We start from the raw sequence: 15,831 nt of genomic DNA on the forward strand, positions 1-15,831 counted from the left end.
GTAGCAGTGCGGTCAGCCGGAGGAGAGCATGGTTGGCAGGGTTCGGACGGTGAGCAGGATCCGGATCAGGCTCGCGGGTACGGCCAAGGCCATCGGCCAAACCGGGACGGGCACAAGGAGGGCGAGCGTGGCCAGCATCAGACCGTCCAGAATCAGCAGCCCGACCGCCGCCCCGACGGCCCGCACCCGTCCACGCCGATAGGCCCGCCGTTCACGGATCACCACGGCCAGCAAACCGACGACCACCACGAGCGTCATGCCGTACACGGCCTTGGCCGCAGCCGGCAGCGGCCATGTCCATGCCTGGCCGATTGCCAGCGTGGCCGCCCACACGGCGGCCATGACCGGGCCGGTGGCCAGCAGGGTCAGCGCGGTCCGTCGCCACGGTGCTTGGCCGCAGAAGGCAGCCGAGATCGTGTCGGCGTCGCCGAACTCGGCTATGGCCGCCCGCGCGGCCGCCTCGGGATCGCCGTGCTCGTGCAATTGATGTTCGTAGGCTTCGGCCAGTCCGTCGGCGAGTTCTTCTACGGCCTGGGGCGGCAGCCGCTGCGCGAGCGCGTCCAGTTCGGCGGTGATCAGTGGGTGGCCGGCCATGGCCGTGCTCCCAGGGCCGCGTTGATCGCGGTGGCGAACTCCTGCCAGGTGGCCCGCTCGCCGCCGAGCGCGGAGCGGCCGGCGGGGGTCAACTCGTAGCTTCGTCGGCGGCGTCCGCTGACGACTGACCAGCTACCGGTGATCAGTCCAGCGCGCTCCAGGCGGTGCAGCGCCGGATAGACGGTGCCGGTGGGCAGGTCGATGCGGCCTTCGGTGGCCTCGCGCAGAGCCTCCTTGGCTGCGTACCCATGCCGGGGACCGTCTTCCAGGGCGGCCAGTAGCAGTCCGTCGAGGTGTCCTTTGAGCGCTTCGGCTCTCATAGGTAGTAACGCTATATCGGGCCTTCCCGTACAGCAACGGCCGGAGTAGCGTCGCTATAGGTAGCAACGCAACCTATAGGGGGCTGCGATGGACGTCCTCGGCATCCCGATCCCTGACGCCGGGCCGGTCTTCCTAATGGTGCTGGGTGTCCATGTCACGGCCGGTCTGACGTGCGTGAGCTGCGGGGCTGTGGCGATGCTGGCCCGCAAGGGCGGCGTCGCGCACCGGCGTTACGGCCGGGCCTACGTCTGGGCGCTGGCGGTCGTGTTCATCACGATGAGCGTGATGTCGGCGATCCGGTGGCGGGAGAACACCCACTTGTTCGTCCTGGGCGTGCTGGCTTTCGCGGCCGGCGGCGCCGGATACCTGGATCGGCACAGGCGATCCTGCGACAGGGTGCACATCACCGCCATGGGGCTGTCGTACGTGGTGCTGCTGACCGCCTTCTACGTCGACAACGGCCCGCACCTGCCCCTCTGGGAGCACTTGCCGGCCTGGTCGTTCTGGGTGATTCCCGCGCTGGCCGGCTTCCCGCTCATCGTTCGCGCGATCATGACGAGGGAGCGCACATCATGATCATTAGGCTGGCGGACGCGGCAGGTCTGGGCCGGGAACGGATCGGGGGTAAGGCCGCCGCCCTTGCCGTGCTGGCCGCCGAGGGCTTTCCCGTGCCGGACGGATTCGTCATCCCTACCGATGCCGCCCCGTCTGCGGACGAGTTGGACCGCGTGGTCGAGGCCCTTGGTGCCGGGCCATTCGCCGTACGTTCCTCGGCCGTCGCCGAGGACTTGCCGGACGCCTCCTACGCCGGACTGTACGAGACCTACCTGAACGTGCCCGCAGGTCAGGTGGCCGACGCCGTCACCCGCTGCCGCGCCGCAGCAGTTACACAGCGAGTGCTCGCGTACCACGCCCCTGGTCGCGGTGAAGGCGTGGCGGTGCTGGTGCAACCGATGATCGCCGCGCGATCCGCGGGCGTGGCCTTCACCGCCAACCCGCTCAGCGGCGAGCGCGACGAGGTGGTGATCACGGCCGTACGTGGGCTGGGCGAGTCGCTGGTGTCCGGGGCAGCGGTGGGCGAAGAGTGTGACCGCGCTGCCGGAGCCGGTGTCCTGGAAGGCGCCGGGGCCGGGACTGTGGCTGCGTAACTTCCGGCTCGGCGAGTGGTTGCCCGATCCGGTATCGCCCGCAAGTACGGCATCCCCGCCGTCGTCGCCACAGGCGATGCCACGCTACGCCTGCACGACGGCCAGCACGTCATCGTCGACGGCACCCGCGGAGTCGTGGAAACCCCTATGTAGACCGGCCACCACTGCCGACCACCAGGCTGCGACGCTCCACCATCACGACGTCCCGCCAGATGCCGTGGTGGCAGCCGATGCGCTCACGCGTGCCCAGCACCCGGAAGCCGACCGCCTGATGCAGGGCCAGGCTCGCGGTGTTCTCACCGAAGATGCCGGACTGGATCGTCCACACCCCGGCATCCTCGCTCGCGGCGATGAACGCCTCCATCAACGCCCTGCCGACGCCCTGCGCCTGGCAACCAGGGTGAACGTACACGCTGTGCTCCACCACACCCACGTAGACCGGCCTGGCCGACACCTGCGAAGCGGCCACCCAGCCGAGCACCTCACCGGTCTCGGTGTCCGCGGCCACGTACCGAAGGTGCGGCAGCTTGGCGGCGGTGAAGCCTTCCCAACTCGGTGCGGTGGTCTCGAAGCTGGCCTGGCCGGTGTCCAACCCGGCCTGGTAGATCGCCAGCAACTGCGCGGCGTCGGCTTCCCGCATCGGACGGATCTCCACGTCCTGCCCTGCGGCGGGCTTGACGGCCTGCACGATCGCCGAGTGCACCCCGTCGCCATGATCAGCTGTCAACGTGATCCGGATATCGACGAACCCAGCCGCCGCCAGCAGCGAACGGTACTCAGCCATCGGCAGTGCCCCGGCCACGCACCCGATGCGCTGCTCGGCCGCCTGCCGCCGTTGCGGGTCGAGGTCGCCGTCGACCACGACGTCACTGGCGCCGAACCGGCCGTCCGGCCGCAGCACCCGGAACGCCTGGGTCAACACCGCGGCCTTGTCGTCGGACAGGTTGATCACGCAGTTGGAGATGACCACGTCCACCGACCGGTCCGGCAGCGGCACGTGCTCGATCGTGCCGTGCAGGAACTCCACGTTGCGCGCGCCCGCCCGCTCGGCGTTGCGCCGGGCCAGCGCCAGCATGTCCACGCTGGCATCCAGCCCGTAGACCTTGCCGTGCGGGCCAACGCGGCGTGCCGACAGCAGCACGTCGATGCCGCCGCCCGAGCCGAGATCGAGCACGGTCTCACCGGGCTGGAGCTCGGCGACGGCCACCGGGTTGCCGCGCCCAAGGCCGGCCCGCACCGCCCCCGCAGGCAGCACGCCGAGTTCGTCATAGTCGGCCGCGCCGAAGCAGCCCTGCTCGAACGCGTCTTGCCCGCAGTCGGCGGCCGTCCGGTCGGCGGCCGCGGCGCGGGCCAGCGCGGAGTAGTGGTCGATGATCTCGTCGTGCGCCATGGCGAAACTCCCTTCATTCGCAGGTGGGCGCGGCCGGCACGGGATTGCCCATGACCACGTCGGCGGCGGTCGGGAAACAGCTCACGCAGGTCTCATTGATCCGGTACAGGCTGGAGGTGCCCTGCTTCTCGACCAGCACGAACCGCACCTCGGCCAGGATCTTCAGGTGGTGCGAGACGGTGGACTGGCCCACTCCGGACGCGGTCACGATCTCGCCGACGCTCATCGGCGCGCGCCGACGGGCCAGCAGCGACACGATCTGGATCCGCGTGGCGTCGGCCAAAGCCTTGAACCAGCTCGCGTACTCCTCGGCCTCCGCACGCGGCAGCGGGCGCTTCTCCTCATCCATCGTCCATCGACGATATTCGATGAATCCGGAAAGCGGAAGTCGCTGCTTCCTGATCCGCGGAGAGCTTCATGTACGTGATAATGATCTGTTATCACGTACATGAGCGATCACGGCGGCGCGGCGAAGGCGCCAGTTCCCCACCTCGATCGGCCGCGAACTGCGCCGCCGGATCCTGATCGCCCTCGACCTCCTGGCTGGATCATCAGCAGGGAACTGCCGAGCCCCGCCAAGACGACCTCGACCGCTGGCTGACGAACAGACCCGAACGCGGCGACGTCCTCGCCGCGGCCGCCGTCACGCCCTAGAACTGGGTCAACCGGACGGTGAGGGCAGCAGGATTTCCGTGGCGTTGTTGCGGCCCGCGGGCCAGAACAGCGGCTGGTCCACACCGGGATATCGATGGCCGCGGATCAGCACCTGAATCGCCGGGGTGAGCAGGAATTCCTGCAGCGCCAGCGCGCCGGCCACGTTCGCGCCGGGGAAGGCGACCGGGTTGACCACGACCGTCGCCATGATCCGGTGGAACAGCTGGTCGCTGTAGAGCACGGGCCGCAGTGGAAGGTGGTTGTCCTGCTGGAAGACCAGGAACGGGGTGGCGCCCCACAGGCTGTAGCCGCGCTGCTGGGCGGCCTCCCGCATGGCCGCCTCCTGCTGCAGGCCCGTGTCGCGATACCAGCCCGTCTTGTCCGGACGCCCGGCGGCCTGCCACAGGTTGTCGGTCAGATAGACCAATTCCGGGATGCCGTTGACGATGAACGGCGCGCGGGCGTGCGCGATCCGGCGAAACGCCTTCACCGGATCCGCCAGCTGCGCGACATGGGCCGGGTCGCCGGCGGGCACGATGAGGGCGATGGAGTTGAACAGCACCATCCGCGGCCACTGCCCGAGCCCGTCGGTGATGAAAGCTTGCGCGTCCTTGTGCCCGAAATGCGATAAGACCACATCCGCCTGCCCGGCCCGGGCCTTGGCGTACACGTCCTCACCGGTGTGCACCTGCACCTGCTGACCGCTCTGGCCCTCGAACGCGTCGAGCAACCGCGGCAGCAGACCGCCATCCTGAACGGTCCGGACGCTGGCCAGCCGGATCACGCCGGTGCGCGTCGTGGTGCTGGTCGAGACCGCCATGGCAGGCCTGGACCCCACCGTTGCCACGGCTCCCAGCGCGAGCAGCCCGGCTGCCTGCACCGCGTGCCGCCGCGTCAGCCGCGGACCCTCCGCCTCGCGTGTCGTGTCGTCGCCTTGATTGGAGCTCATCCGCTTGCCTTTCTGCCGTCGGGTGTACGTGGTTCGCGGGTGCGGCGAGAGGTGCTGTCGGCGGCTGTTTCATGGGGGAACAACTGGCGGTAACGGTCGAGGAACACCTCGATACGCCGGGCCTGTCGTCGCAGGTCCGCAGCGCGTTCGTGCAGGTACGCCTCGCCCGAGGGGGTCAGGCGGTAGGTGCGCCGGGGTGGCGCGTCGTCGCCGAGCACCCACTCGTCCGTCACCATGTCGTCGGCGGCGAGCTGGCGCAACACCCGGTACACCACGGACGGGTCCTCGGCGGCTCGGCGAAAGCTGAGGTCGGCCATGCGAGCGGCCAGCACATAGCCGTGCATGGGAGCCTCGGCCAACGCCAGCAGGACGAACGGAAGCATCCCCTGCCCCGTCCCGCTGCGATCCCTGTCGCCTCCACGTCCGGCCATCGTCAGTGCAGACCATCCTTGATGAAGAATGTCCCCTATTGGCAAAATCACCTTAGCTCGGACATGCGGTTCCTCACCAGTCGCTCCCACGGCCTGAGCGGATCCAATTCGCCGATCATGCTCTCGATCCGCCCTCTCATCGCCACCGCGATGGTGATCAGTGCCACTGGGCTGCTGGCCGTACCGGCGCAGGCCGCTCAGCAGGCCGTCCCACCCATGCTGGTAGGCATCCGGGCCGCACACCAGGTCGGCCTGGACCGGCTCGTCTTCGAGTTCCGCGGCCGGTTACCGGCCCGGCGCGACGTCCGCTACGTGTCCAAGCTGATCGCCGACGGCTCCGGGCAGACGGTCAACGCGGTCGGCAGCGCACTGCTGCAGGTCCGCTTCGACCAGGCCGACGGCCACGACCGCCACGACAAGGTCACCTACGGGCCAATCCGTAGGACGTACGCATTGCCTGGCGTCATCCAACACGCATGTGGGCACACCTTCACAACCTCGATGTTCATCAGGCGGTGTGCAGATCGAGCATGAAGGCTGCGGCTAACGCAGGTGCACACGGCCATGCGGCGGCACAGGAGAGGCAGGCGTGCCCCGAACCCGCGCGGTGTACATCCAGCGCACCGGCCGCTCTCGTGAAGTACGTCTCGCTGAGGAAGTCATTCTCGGCGTGCGTCATACCCAGGAAAACAGACATTTCGATCGCCCTTGTTCGCTCAGGATTTGGTGGTGACCTCACCCTCTCTCCGATCTTCTTCGCGCACCCGGGGCGAACGACCCGGAGCGGTGTGACCTAAGTCACCAGGGCAGGCTGGATCCGCCGGGTTGTCCTCCATGGAGGCGGCCGTGCGTCTGGAGCGGAATGGGGCCAACCCGCTACCGCAGAAGCCGCCCGTTCCGTTGCGGCCGCGGGTGCTCGCCCAGCTGGCTGCCTGCGCAAACACCGGCCTCCAGCAGCGCCTGCACCGGGCCCTAGGTGGCGGCCGGACACCGCTGGTCACCTACGTCGTCCACGGCGAGCGCGACGCCGCCACTGTGCCCCAGATGGGTATGGGCGATGCGGCGACAGTGCGGAGCCCCCGAGACCGGCGGCCGAGGTAGCCGTGTCCGAGGCGGACCTGCTGTACAAGGAGGAGTTCCGCGAACAGTATTACGGCGACGCCTACCAACCGCCGCTGCGCGCGCGGCTACGCCATCTGATGGCGCAGGAAGGAGGCAGCCTCCGGCGGAAGGCGGTGGGTGACACGGCCGCCGAACTCATGACATCGCCCGCGGTGACGATCTCGCCCCGCTCCTCGACTGTCACGGCCGCCCGTCTCATGAACAAGCACGGCGTCAAGCGCCTGATCGTCGCCGAGGACGGCTACCTCGAAGGAATCGTCAGCAGAGGCGATCTGCTCAAGACGTTCGTGCGAGCCGACTCCGACATTGCCCGCGAGATCCGCGAGGAGGTTCTGGAGGGCTCGTTGCGCATGGAGACCTCAGACGTTGCCGTAAACGTCGACCGGGGAGTGGTGACACTGAACGGCTGGATGGACCGACGCGGCGAAACCATGCTCGCCACACGCATGGCCCACCGCGTCAACGGCGTCGTCGACATCATCGACAAGCTGCTCTGGAAGCACGACGACTCCAAACGTGCCGGCGACTCCGTTATCAACGAAGGACCGTGACACTGGCGTCGGGGACGAAATCCCGGGGTGCCTGTGCTGTGGGGCCGCACCGTCTGCTTGCCGGATCTGGATGGTCAGGCGGACTGCTGGATGCGCCGGCCGGTGGCCTCCACCGTGGTGATGACGATGAAGTGGTCGGGGCTGCGTGTCCATGGCGTCAGCCGCAGGCTTTCCAGCCGGGCGATCTGCGCGGGATCGTCGGCGACACGAGCCAGCCCCACGACGGTGACTGACCAGCCCGTGCGCTCCACTGAGTCGAAGTCGTCCACCTCGAAGGCCACAACCGCATGGCGTGTGGCGGCGGCCAGCTTAGAACCGGCCGCCGTGCGGATGACGATGTCCTCCCCGTCCAGGCAGAAGTTGACCGGTTCCACGGCCGGCAGGGCGCTGTCGGTGAAGACGATCCGCCCGATCGGGCAGGAGGGCAGCAGGCGCATGCACTCCTCGTGGGAGAGCACCTGCAGGCCGGCCGAGTCGAGTTTCATGCCGTCAGCCTGTCAGCGCCCCTGCCTGAGGGGTTAGGGACGAAAGTCCCGTGACGGCTGCCGATCGCCCTCGGAGGTGGCGACCGTAGATCGTCCTGCCTGCTGAATGCTTTGTGCTGTGGTCTTCACTCGCCTGCCCGGCGAGTACCGGAGTACGCGCGTGGCCTACTCGCACCAGCGCCGCCGCGGCGGCCTGGCACCGAATGCCTCTCAGACGAAAGCCGCCGAACCTGAGAAGGGCTCGGAGGAACGGAGCTGTTCACCTCAGGGAAACCGCTGCCCTGAATAGGGGCTTTGGCTCTTTCTTGTGGTGGGCTGAACCGGTTAACGTCGGAGCATGATTCGTGTGTTCCTCGTCGACGACCATGAGGTGGTACGGAGGGGCGTGGCCGCCCTGCTGGACTCCGAGGACGACATAGAGGTGATCGGCGAAGCCGGCACCGCGGAGTCGGCGATCGCCCGCATTCCGGCGCTCAAGCCGGACGTCGCGGTGCTGGACGTCCGGCTGCCCGACGGTAACGGCGTGGACGTGTGCCGCGAGGCCCGGTCCAGGCTGCCCGGGCTGGCGTGCCTGATGCTGACCTCCTACGCCGACGACGACGCGCTGTTCGAGGCGGTGATGGCGGGCGCCGCCGGTTACGTGCTCAAGCAGATCCACGGCTCCGACCTGGTCGGCGCCGTGCGCACGGTCGCCTCCGGCCAGTCGCTGCTCGATCCGCAGACCACCGCGGCGATGCTTCAACGACTGCGGGAGCAGGCCGCCAGAAGGGACCCGCTCGCGGCCCTGTCCGATCAGGAACGCAACATCCTCGACCTGATCGGCGAAGGGCTCACCAACCGGCAGATCGGCGAGCGGATGTTCCTGGCCGAGAAGACGGTCAAGAACTACGTGTCCAACCTGCTGTCCAAGCTCGACATGCAACGCCGTACCCAGGCCGCCGCACTGGCCGCCCGGCTGCGGGCAGATCGGCGAGAATGACAGGCCTTCGTCCTAAGTGCGACGGCGAATCTGAGCGCATCAGAGAGGAACACTCCAGCGAAGAGCGGTCCCACCGGCCTCTGGAGAGATGACGTCGAAGGACCCGACAACCTCTGACCTTTCGCGAACTCTCCGCTTCGAGATCACGTGGCGCCGCTGCGTCATCGGGCTGGCCTCTTTGCTACGCTATCCGCACCTCCATGAATTGCGCATTTTCGCAATTTGATACATCATAGGGCTGGCTTAGTTGGCGATCGAGAACCAGGAGCGTGATGTGAGCGGGTCTTTTGCCGCCGCGGTCAGGCAACGACTACGTCTGGCGGACGCGGCGCTTCAGGCCGCCCGCGCCGAGGATGACGTCGACGCGCTGATGTTGGCCGAGGCGGAGTGGGAGGACGTGACGCACTTGGCCCGCTCACACGGGATGCGTCTGGATGCCGATGCGGGCACCACCGATTCGGGCGGCCCCATAACAGGCGAGGCGGCGGCCCAGTGATGTCGATGCCGCTGTATGAGGCCAAGGCGGAGCTGTTCAAGCTGCTGGGCCATCCGGTCCGGATCCGGGTGCTGGAGTTGTTGCAGGACGGGCCGATGCCGGTGCGGGACCTGTTGGCCGCCATCGAGGTGGAGGCCACGGGGCTGTCGCAGCATTTGGCCGTGCTGCGCCGCTCGGCCATGGTCACTGCCCACCGTGATGGCTCGACCGTGACCTATGCCCTGTCCGGCGGGGATGTGGCCGAACTGCTGCGCGCGGCGCGCACGCTGTTGACGCACAAGCTCACCGGTCAGCATGAGCTGCTGAGCGAGTTGCTCAAGGCGGAGACCGGCGCCTCGTGACCCTCTTGTTCTCCTCGGGCTGGGCCCGTATCCGCGGTGTGCTGCCCGAGAGCGGGGAGCTGGCTGCTATGGGCCGTCGCCCGCGCCGTGACTTGCTGGCCGGGCTCACCGTGGCGATCGTGGCGCTGCCGCTAGCGCTGGGGTTCGGCATCTCCTCCGGCATGGGTGCCGAAGCCGGGCTGGCCACCGCGGTGGTCGCCGGGACGCTGGCGGCATTGTTCGGCGGCTCGGGCCTGCAGGTGTCCGGCCCGACCGGGGCGATGACGGTAGTACTCGTGCCGATCATGCACGCTCATGGCGCCTCCGGGGTGCTGATGGTCGGAGTGCTGGCCGGGCTGCTGCTGATCGCGCTGGCGCTGGCCCGTGCCGGCAAGTACATGGCCCTGGTCCCGGCCCCGGTGGTGGAGGGCTTCACCATCGGCATCGCCTGTGTGATCGGCCTGCAGCAGATCCCGGCCGCCCTGGGGGTGGCGACTCCCACGGGGGACAAGGTCACCGCCGTGGCCTGGCACGCCGTCCAGGACTTCCTCGCCCAGCCGCGCTGGTGGGCTCTGGGCATCGCTCTGACGGTGGCCACGCTGATGCTGGTGGGCGCACGCTGGCGGCCCACGCTGCCGTTCTCCCTGCTCGCCGTCGCCGCCGCCACCCTCGCCACCGAGCTGGCCGATCTGCCGGTGGCCCGGATCGGGCAGTTGCCCGCCGGGCTGCCCGCCCCCTCCCTGGCCTTCCTGGACCCGGCCGCGCTGAGCTCACTGCTGGCCCCGGCGGTCGCGGTCGCCGCCCTGGCCGCGCTGGAGTCGCTGCTTTCAGCCGCCGTCGCCGATGGCATGAGCGTCAACCACAAGCACGACCCCGACCGGGAGCTGTTCGGGCAGGGTCTGGCCAACCTCCTGACGCCACTGTTCGGCGGCGTCCCGGCCACCGGGGCGATCGCCCGGACCGCGGTCAACGTCCGCTCGGGCGCCCAATCGCGGCTGGCTGCCCTGGCACACGCGGGCATCCTGGCGGTGATCGTGTTCAGCGCGGCCGGCCTGGTCGCGCGGATCCCGCTGGCCGCGCTAGCCGGCGTGCTGCTGGCCACCTCGGTGCGGATGGTCGAAGTCGGCTCGGTCAAGGCCATGATCCGCTCCACCCGTGGCGACGCCGTCGTGCTGGCCCTGACCGCGCTCGCCACCCTCGCCCTCGACCTGGTCCAGGCCGTCATCCTCGGCTTGATCGTGGCCGGCGCGCTGGCGTTGCGTGCCATCGCCCGCGACGTCCGCCTGGACGCGATGCCGATTCACCCCGACCTGCCCGGCGACCACACCGAGCAGGAACACGCCCTGCTCGCCGAGCACATCGTCGCCTACCGCCTGGACGGGCCGCTGTTCTTCGCCGCGGCCCACCGCTTCCTGCTGGAGCTGTCCGAAGTCGCCACCGTCTCCGTGGTGATCTTGCGCATGTCCCGCGTCACCACCCTCGACGCCAGCGGCGCTCTGGTCCTCGGCGACGCCATCCAACGGCTACAGCGGCGTGGCATCACCGTCTACATCTCCGGCATCCGCGACGGCCATCACCAGCCCCTGCATGCTCTCGGCGTCATCGCCCGCCTCGATCAAGCCGGCCATGTCTTCGCCACTACCCCCCAGGCCATCGCCGCAGCCCGCGACAGGCTCCAGCGAACCGGTGTCCTGCCCGCCTCCAGCCACACCAACACGGCCCCCGACGCCGCTGTCACCCCCCGTTGAAGACTCGATCACTCTCGGCCTGCCCCGCCAACCATCCCGCCGAGCCCCCGGCTGCCCAGCACCACGCTGTCGGCCGACGCGGACTCATCGATCAGATCGTCGATCACGTTCCCGGCGCGCAGTTCCGTCGACACCCCGACCCCACCGGCCAGCTCACGCGCCTGGTCGGCGGCGACCTCCAGCGCACCCGCGCAGTACTTCGTGCTGAACTCGCCGACCCCGTGCGGCCACTGCTCGCACACATGTACGAGCCGCAGGTCAAGCCCTCTGCGCCGCGCGTCGGCGGCGGCCCATTCCACTGCTGCGCCGACTGGGAGCTGATCGTCGGCCTGCAGACCGACGCACCGCTGAAGCGCGCCATCATGCCCGCGGGCGGACCGCGCATGGTGGAATCCGGCCTCGCCGCCTACGGCCACATCCTCGATCCCCTGGTACGGAAGATCTTCACCAAGTACCGCAAGACGCATAACGATGGCTGTTCGACGCCCACACCCCCGAGATCCGGCGCGCCCGCCGGACGGGCGTGATCACCAGCCTGCCCGTCGATCAGTGGCGGCGAGCCGCTGCGCTTCGCCCGCCCCACCTGGATCGTCGACTGATTCCGCCTCCGTGAGCTTGGGTCTCCATACGGGCCAGGGGCATGCGGAAGGCTCTGGGCGGAACACGAGTGGTGGGTCAAGCGCCGCCTGAGTCGTTTCCTCGGCCGTGATACCGGCTCATGCTCATGACGCCCGCTCACTCCGAGGCCGGACCACCGCGACCGGGCAGGTGACGTGGTGCAGCACACCGCGGCTGACCGAGCCGAGCACCGCAGAGGCGAAGCCGCCCATCCCACGCGAGCCCACCACGACCAGATCGGCCGAGGCCGAGGCGTTCATAAGAGCGGCGACGGGATGCTCGCACAGCTGCTCATCGGTGAGCTCGACGTCCGGATATTTCTCCCGCCACGGGTTCACCGCTTCACGGGCCGCACGCTGCTGCTGCTCGAAGGCGCTGTCCAGCGCGCTGCTGTAGGCGCGGGCGTACGGCGCGGACAGCGGCGCCTGCCAGGCGTAGACCACCTGCAAGCGGGCCTGGCGGGCACGCGCCTGGTCGATGGCGTACTCCATCGCCGCCTGCGCGCCCTTCGAGCCGTCGTAGCCCACTACGATCTGCCCGTGGAGGGCCTCGACGGGGCCACGCACGATGACGACGGGCCCGGCGGCGTGCCCGGCCACGGCCGTGCTGACTGAGCCGAGGACCATCCCGGTGAACCCGCCGAGTCCCCTGCTGCCCAGGACCACGCTGTCGGCCGAGGCCGACTCGGCGATCAACTGCTCGATGACGTTGCCCTCGCGCAGGTCCGTGGTCACCTCCACACCCGGCGCCAGCTCGCGCGCCCGGTTGGCGGCGGCCTGGAGCGCTTCGGCGCAGTACTCCGCCTGAGCCTCGTCCAGGCTGAGCGGCCACTGGGCCTCGCCCAGGCTGGGCGACCACTGCTCGCACACATGCACGAGGCGTAGCGAGCGCCCGCGGCGGCTCGCGTCAGCGGCCGCCCACTCGACCGCCGCGGTCGCCGAAGCGGAACCGTCCACGCCTACTATGATCTGTCCTGCCATCACGCACCCCTCTCGTCCGGCCCCCACCCGAGCCCAAGCCTCGCGAACAGAGGTCCCGACCGCCCGGGGCTGAAGTCCCAAAACCGGATGCCGTTGGTCCATGACCGGGGACTGGCCCCACCACCTTCGGATGCCCACTGACCATGCGTCGGACGCGGGTGGCGATGATGTCCTTAACGCTTCCGAGCCCCTTTTTGACCAAGCCGGTAAGCGATCAGCCTGGTTCCAGCTCAGGGCGACGGAACCGCCAGGGCACCGTCGTCCAGCGGGCGTGGATCGCCGCCAGGGCCCGCTCGAGCGCCTGCTCCGGGGACACGCTGGTGTCGATCTCGATGGCATCGGGCCAGAGCGCCGCCTTCGCCGTCATGGCAGTGGCGATCGCCTGGTCCGCGTCCGACATCCCACCCGCACGGTGGGCCAAGCGCTCCGCGATCAGCTGCGGCAGAGCGGTGCAGCGCAAGGCCACGAGGTCGCTGAATGTGCGCCGCGCGAGGCGCCCGGCGGCCTCCCGCTGCTCGGCATCGCTCCATGAAGCGTCGAGGATGACCGGCTCGCCGTGACGTAGCAGCCTTTCAGCCCGGGACAGCAGTTCCTGGTACGTGCGCTCGGTCCATTCCCGACTGTAGATGCCCTCGCCGAAAGGGGCTGGCGCCGGCTGTTCGGGCGTGATGCCGGCGAGTTCCTTGCGTATGCGGTCGCTGTTCAGCAGCGTGTAGCCGAGCCGGTCGGCCATGGCGGCGGCGATGGTGGTCTTGCCGGTGGCCGGAGTCCCACCGACAAGGACCAAGGTCACCGCGCCGGCCCGCAGGTGGCGTAGCGCCAGCTCAGCGAGCTCACGGCCCTGTCGCGCCGCGCCGAGGTCTCCCTGCTGACGTCGGAGGCCGGCGACCTTGGCTCGGACGAAGGCCCGATAGGCGACGTAGTGATGCCACAGCGAGGGCGATGCGAGGTCACCGGAAAACTCGGTGTACCAGTGGAGGAACAGCTCGGCCAGCCGGGGGGCGCCCAGCCGTTCCAGGTCCATGGCCAGGAAGGCGGCATCGTCCAGGCGATCGAGAAAGCGTAGCCGTTCGTCGAACTCCAGGCAGTCCAGGATCCGTGGCCCGTCGTCGAGGCAGAAGATGTCGTCGGCGAGCAGGTCGCCGTGGCCGTCCACGATGTGCCCTTCGCTGATCCGGGTGGAGAACAGGCGTTCACGGCCGTCGATGAACCGCAGAGCGAGTCGTTCGATCTCCTGGATCACCTGGGTGTCGAGAGTCGCATCGGGCAGCGCGCGGACCTGCGCGAAGCTCGCCGTCCAGCGGCACCGCAGTGCCTGTGCCTCTCCCTGTCTGTCGATCCGCAGGCAGTGCCGGGAACGGTCGTGCATGCTCGAGACCATCCGGGCGACCTGGCGAACATGCTCGTCCACCGGGTTCCCGGAGCGGATCATCGTGGCGAGGCGGCGCTCCTCGGGCATGCGCTGCATCACGACGAGATGCTCGCAGACTTCCCCGTCGGGGCCGAGGACGTCGGCGACCCCCTTGTAGACATCGGGTGCCAGCCGCCGGTTGAGCTCCACCTCCTCGTGGCACACGGCTCGCCGTGCTTGGCGAGTGGTGTAGTCCAGGAAACCGAGATTCACCGGTTTCTTCAGCTTGATGGCCTGATCCCCGAGGAGGATCACCACTGCGGAATGCGTCTCCTTGATCTGTGCCCACGGTCCCATCGATGACGCCTCCGCGCTCTGCCGCCCATGTGGCCGAGACCTGGCTCGACGGGCGGGGCTCGTCTTGCGATGCACTCTCCTGATCGCCCTGTGTGCGTATTTCCCCAGGTCAATACGGCTTACTCGGTCACATGCGTACCACGGTGACGGGCGCGTCGATGCCGTCCAGCAGACTCTCCTCGGCCCTGGCCCCGATGCCGTGCAGCCCGTGCAGCCTGCCTGCGCGGATCGCCGCCTCCAGGTCCTCGACCGAGTCGATGCCTACCTGCTCATGCAAGGCCATGACCTTCGAAGAGTCGCCATCCACGCCGGCCGATTCGCCCTCCCCGCCACGCGGACCTGAACTTGAGGAAATCAGGCGCGGCCCGATGGCGCGCCTCCGGCGAAACCGGGCCGCTGCCGGGCCAGTTCAGCGATGTCCTCGGCTGTGACGACCAGCAACTTGTGTGCCAGGTCGGCCAGTGCGCGGCCTGCCGCCAGCTCGTCACCGATCTCTGGCACCGATCGGTCGATCGGATTGCGGCGCGCGGTCCCGACCCCGGCCAGACTGGTCCTGTCCCGAGTGAACAGGACCGCTCGGGCAGAGGTGCCGTCGCCCTCTTCGGTGATGTCGATCCGTACGGACCATTCCTTGGCTTCCATGGCAGAAATCTCTCCTCTCCACGATCCCCGGCCATTTTGTGCCGTTACGCAGCCATAGCGTTCAGGCCCGGGTCTCCCGAGGCTCGACGTGGGCATCCGGCCCTGGATAGACCAGCGTTTCGTGCTCCTCGTCGAGCCAGTGGACGTCATACGGCGGCGTGCCGTCATCGTGGTGCAGAGCGATGATGACGCCGATGCGGCGCTCCTCCCCCAGGTGAGCGCTCTGGATCACCAACCGGTCTCCGACTGCTGCCTTCATGACTTCTCCCCTTCGACCTCGGTCGGTGTCGCCGCCACCGCCCGTGCCGTCCCGGCCGCGAACAGAGTGATGACCGACCTCCCTTCTTCTAGTTGACCTACGCGTGGACTCGGCGACTAGAGGCCAACGTCCTTTCATTGCCAGAGGCCGAAGCCCTCTGGCAATGAAAAGGAACCGGGGGCAGGGCCGCGGGGCCTGTCGAGGCGGCAGGCGGCCCGCAGGCCGGCGATAGACGGCCCCGACCAGGTCTACCTGGCGCCCCTGCAGCACCTGTTCGGAACCGAGGTGATGGGCGGCGGCGGGGCGCACCCGCGCGATCGGGCTTCCGGTGACCAGGCCGCTGGTTTCCCGGCCGCCGATCATCTCCAAGTTTTGGGACATCCGGCCCTGCCTGGTTAGCCACCGAGCGGCTGAAATGGAGAAGGGGGAATGTGCG

Annotated in this window: 24 protein-coding genes; 11 read left to right on the top strand and 13 right to left on the bottom strand. The window is 68.8% G+C overall.

The features are described from left to right. Positions 1-12: 12 nt before the first annotated feature. Positions 13-594: a permease prefix domain 1-containing protein gene (locus ACIBO2_RS57000; RefSeq protein ID WP_397305199.1), complete on the bottom strand. Its 582-nt coding sequence runs from the start codon at positions 592-594 to the stop codon at positions 13-15. Beyond that, the gene (locus ACIBO2_RS57005; RefSeq protein WP_358554472.1) at positions 576-914 is read right to left on the bottom strand and encodes a helix-turn-helix transcriptional regulator; all 339 of its coding nucleotides are present in this window, start codon (positions 912-914) and stop codon (positions 576-578) included. The genes ACIBO2_RS57000 and ACIBO2_RS57005 overlap by 19 nt, the downstream gene beginning before the upstream one ends. A gap of 88 nt (positions 915-1,002) precedes the next feature. Here ACIBO2_RS57005 and ACIBO2_RS57010 point away from each other — a divergent pair, with 88 nt between their 5' ends. Genes ACIBO2_RS57010 through ACIBO2_RS57020 form a run of 3 tightly spaced genes read left to right on the top strand, consistent with a single transcriptional unit; the run spans position 1,003 to position 2,216 of the window. Further along, a complete protein-coding gene (locus ACIBO2_RS57010; RefSeq protein ID WP_358554475.1) occupies positions 1,003-1,491 on the top strand; it encodes a hypothetical protein in 489 nt (162 codons plus the stop codon). Further along, positions 1,488-2,063 (top strand): PEP/pyruvate-binding domain-containing protein, encoded by a 576-nt coding sequence (locus ACIBO2_RS57015; RefSeq protein ID WP_358554478.1) that lies wholly within the window; start codon positions 1,488-1,490, stop codon positions 2,061-2,063. The genes ACIBO2_RS57010 and ACIBO2_RS57015 overlap by 4 nt, the downstream gene beginning before the upstream one ends. 15 nt (positions 2,064-2,078) lie before the next feature. Then, complete coding sequence (locus tag ACIBO2_RS57020; RefSeq protein ID WP_358554481.1) at positions 2,079-2,216, top strand: PEP-utilizing enzyme; 138 nt, start codon at positions 2,079-2,081, stop codon at positions 2,214-2,216. Here ACIBO2_RS57020 and ACIBO2_RS57025 read toward each other — a convergent pair. The 4 genes from ACIBO2_RS57025 to ACIBO2_RS57040 form a co-directional block, all read right to left on the bottom strand. Next, positions 2,209-3,453 carry a GNAT family N-acetyltransferase gene (locus ACIBO2_RS57025; protein ID WP_358554484.1) on the bottom strand — a complete coding sequence of 415 codons (1,245 nt, stop codon included), beginning with the start codon at positions 3,451-3,453 and terminating at the stop codon, positions 2,209-2,211. The two genes, ACIBO2_RS57020 and ACIBO2_RS57025, sit on opposite strands and share 8 nt — an antisense overlap. Positions 3,454-3,466: 13 nt before the next feature. Beyond that, a complete protein-coding gene (locus ACIBO2_RS57030) occupies positions 3,467-3,802 on the bottom strand; it encodes a metalloregulator ArsR/SmtB family transcription factor (RefSeq protein WP_358554487.1) in 336 nt (111 codons plus the stop codon). Positions 3,803-4,114: 312 nt separating this feature from the next. Continuing rightward, positions 4,115-5,056 carry a substrate-binding domain-containing protein gene (locus tag ACIBO2_RS57035; RefSeq protein WP_358554490.1) on the bottom strand — a complete coding sequence of 314 codons (942 nt, stop codon included), beginning with the start codon at positions 5,054-5,056 and terminating at the stop codon, positions 4,115-4,117. Next, on the bottom strand, positions 5,053-5,439 hold the full coding sequence (locus tag ACIBO2_RS57040; protein ID WP_358554493.1) for a PadR family transcriptional regulator: 387 nt from the start codon (positions 5,437-5,439) through the stop codon (positions 5,053-5,055). The genes ACIBO2_RS57035 and ACIBO2_RS57040 overlap by 4 nt, the downstream gene beginning before the upstream one ends. A 165-nt stretch (positions 5,440-5,604) precedes the next feature. On the opposite strand from ACIBO2_RS57040, the gene ACIBO2_RS57045 reads away from it, so the two are divergent. From ACIBO2_RS57045 to ACIBO2_RS57055, 3 genes are all read left to right on the top strand, one after another. Further along, positions 5,605-6,021: a hypothetical protein gene (locus tag ACIBO2_RS57045; protein WP_397305200.1), complete on the top strand. Its 417-nt coding sequence runs from the start codon at positions 5,605-5,607 to the stop codon at positions 6,019-6,021. A 291-nt stretch (positions 6,022-6,312) separates the two neighbouring features. Then, positions 6,313-6,588 carry a hypothetical protein gene (locus tag ACIBO2_RS57050; RefSeq protein ID WP_397305201.1) on the top strand — a complete coding sequence of 92 codons (276 nt, stop codon included), beginning with the start codon at positions 6,313-6,315 and terminating at the stop codon, positions 6,586-6,588. 2 nt (positions 6,589-6,590) lie between these two features. Further along, positions 6,591-7,160 carry a CBS domain-containing protein gene (locus ACIBO2_RS57055; RefSeq protein WP_397305202.1) on the top strand — a complete coding sequence of 190 codons (570 nt, stop codon included), beginning with the start codon at positions 6,591-6,593 and terminating at the stop codon, positions 7,158-7,160. A 74-nt stretch (positions 7,161-7,234) separates the two neighbouring features. Here ACIBO2_RS57055 and ACIBO2_RS57060 read toward each other — a convergent pair whose 3' ends face one another. Further along, positions 7,235-7,645: a pyridoxamine 5'-phosphate oxidase family protein gene (locus ACIBO2_RS57060; RefSeq protein WP_358554505.1), complete on the bottom strand. Its 411-nt coding sequence runs from the start codon at positions 7,643-7,645 to the stop codon at positions 7,235-7,237. Between the two features lie 337 nt (positions 7,646-7,982). Here ACIBO2_RS57060 and ACIBO2_RS57065 point away from each other — a divergent pair, with 337 nt between their 5' ends. From ACIBO2_RS57065 to ACIBO2_RS57080, 4 genes are all read left to right on the top strand, one after another. Further along, complete coding sequence (locus ACIBO2_RS57065) at positions 7,983-8,624, top strand: response regulator (RefSeq protein ID WP_397305203.1); 642 nt, start codon at positions 7,983-7,985, stop codon at positions 8,622-8,624. Positions 8,625-8,871: 247 nt separating this feature from the next. Beyond that, positions 8,872-9,120, top strand: coding sequence for a hypothetical protein (locus ACIBO2_RS57070; protein ID WP_358554510.1), 249 nt, complete (start codon positions 8,872-8,874; stop codon positions 9,118-9,120). Then, on the top strand, positions 9,120-9,461 hold the full coding sequence (locus ACIBO2_RS57075) for a metalloregulator ArsR/SmtB family transcription factor (RefSeq protein ID WP_357657552.1): 342 nt from the start codon (positions 9,120-9,122) through the stop codon (positions 9,459-9,461). Before ACIBO2_RS57070 ends, ACIBO2_RS57075 begins: the two co-directional genes overlap by 1 nt. 68 nt (positions 9,462-9,529) lie before the next feature. Then, the gene (locus tag ACIBO2_RS57080; RefSeq protein WP_358554546.1) at positions 9,530-11,188 is read left to right on the top strand and encodes a SulP family inorganic anion transporter; all 1,659 of its coding nucleotides are present in this window, start codon (positions 9,530-9,532) and stop codon (positions 11,186-11,188) included. Between the two features lie 8 nt (positions 11,189-11,196). Here ACIBO2_RS57080 and ACIBO2_RS57085 read toward each other — a convergent pair whose 3' ends face one another. Next, on the bottom strand, positions 11,197-11,487 hold the full coding sequence (locus ACIBO2_RS57085) for a universal stress protein (protein ID WP_358554513.1): 291 nt from the start codon (positions 11,485-11,487) through the stop codon (positions 11,197-11,199). Between ACIBO2_RS57085 and ACIBO2_RS57090 the strand changes: the two genes are divergently transcribed. Beyond that, positions 11,431-11,715, top strand: coding sequence for a pyruvate formate lyase family protein (locus tag ACIBO2_RS57090; protein WP_397305204.1), 285 nt, complete (start codon positions 11,431-11,433; stop codon positions 11,713-11,715). The two genes, ACIBO2_RS57085 and ACIBO2_RS57090, sit on opposite strands and share 57 nt — an antisense overlap. A gap of 195 nt (positions 11,716-11,910) precedes the next feature. Here the strand turns inward: ACIBO2_RS57090 and ACIBO2_RS57095 are convergent, their stop codons facing one another. The 5 genes from ACIBO2_RS57095 to ACIBO2_RS57115 all read right to left on the bottom strand — a co-directional run bounded on the left by ACIBO2_RS57095 (position 11,911) and on the right by ACIBO2_RS57115 (position 15,395). Beyond that, positions 11,911-12,786 carry a universal stress protein gene (locus tag ACIBO2_RS57095; protein ID WP_358554519.1) on the bottom strand — a complete coding sequence of 292 codons (876 nt, stop codon included), beginning with the start codon at positions 12,784-12,786 and terminating at the stop codon, positions 11,911-11,913. A 214-nt stretch (positions 12,787-13,000) separates the two neighbouring features. Next, positions 13,001-14,494, bottom strand: coding sequence for an AAA family ATPase (locus tag ACIBO2_RS57100; protein WP_358554522.1), 1,494 nt, complete (start codon positions 14,492-14,494; stop codon positions 13,001-13,003). A gap of 127 nt (positions 14,495-14,621) precedes the next feature. Continuing rightward, positions 14,622-14,771 (bottom strand): hypothetical protein, encoded by a 150-nt coding sequence (locus ACIBO2_RS57105; protein ID WP_397305205.1) that lies wholly within the window; start codon positions 14,769-14,771, stop codon positions 14,622-14,624. Between the two features lie 77 nt (positions 14,772-14,848). After that, positions 14,849-15,136: a DUF1876 domain-containing protein gene (locus ACIBO2_RS57110; RefSeq protein ID WP_358554528.1), complete on the bottom strand. Its 288-nt coding sequence runs from the start codon at positions 15,134-15,136 to the stop codon at positions 14,849-14,851. A gap of 61 nt (positions 15,137-15,197) precedes the next feature. Then, on the bottom strand, positions 15,198-15,395 hold the full coding sequence (locus tag ACIBO2_RS57115) for a DUF1918 domain-containing protein (protein WP_358554531.1): 198 nt from the start codon (positions 15,393-15,395) through the stop codon (positions 15,198-15,200). Positions 15,396-15,831 lie beyond the last annotated feature (436 nt).

The sequence above is a fragment of the Nonomuraea sp. NPDC050022 genome (genome assembly GCF_044460705.1).
Taxonomy (GTDB): domain Bacteria; phylum Actinomycetota; class Actinomycetes; order Streptosporangiales; family Streptosporangiaceae; genus Nonomuraea.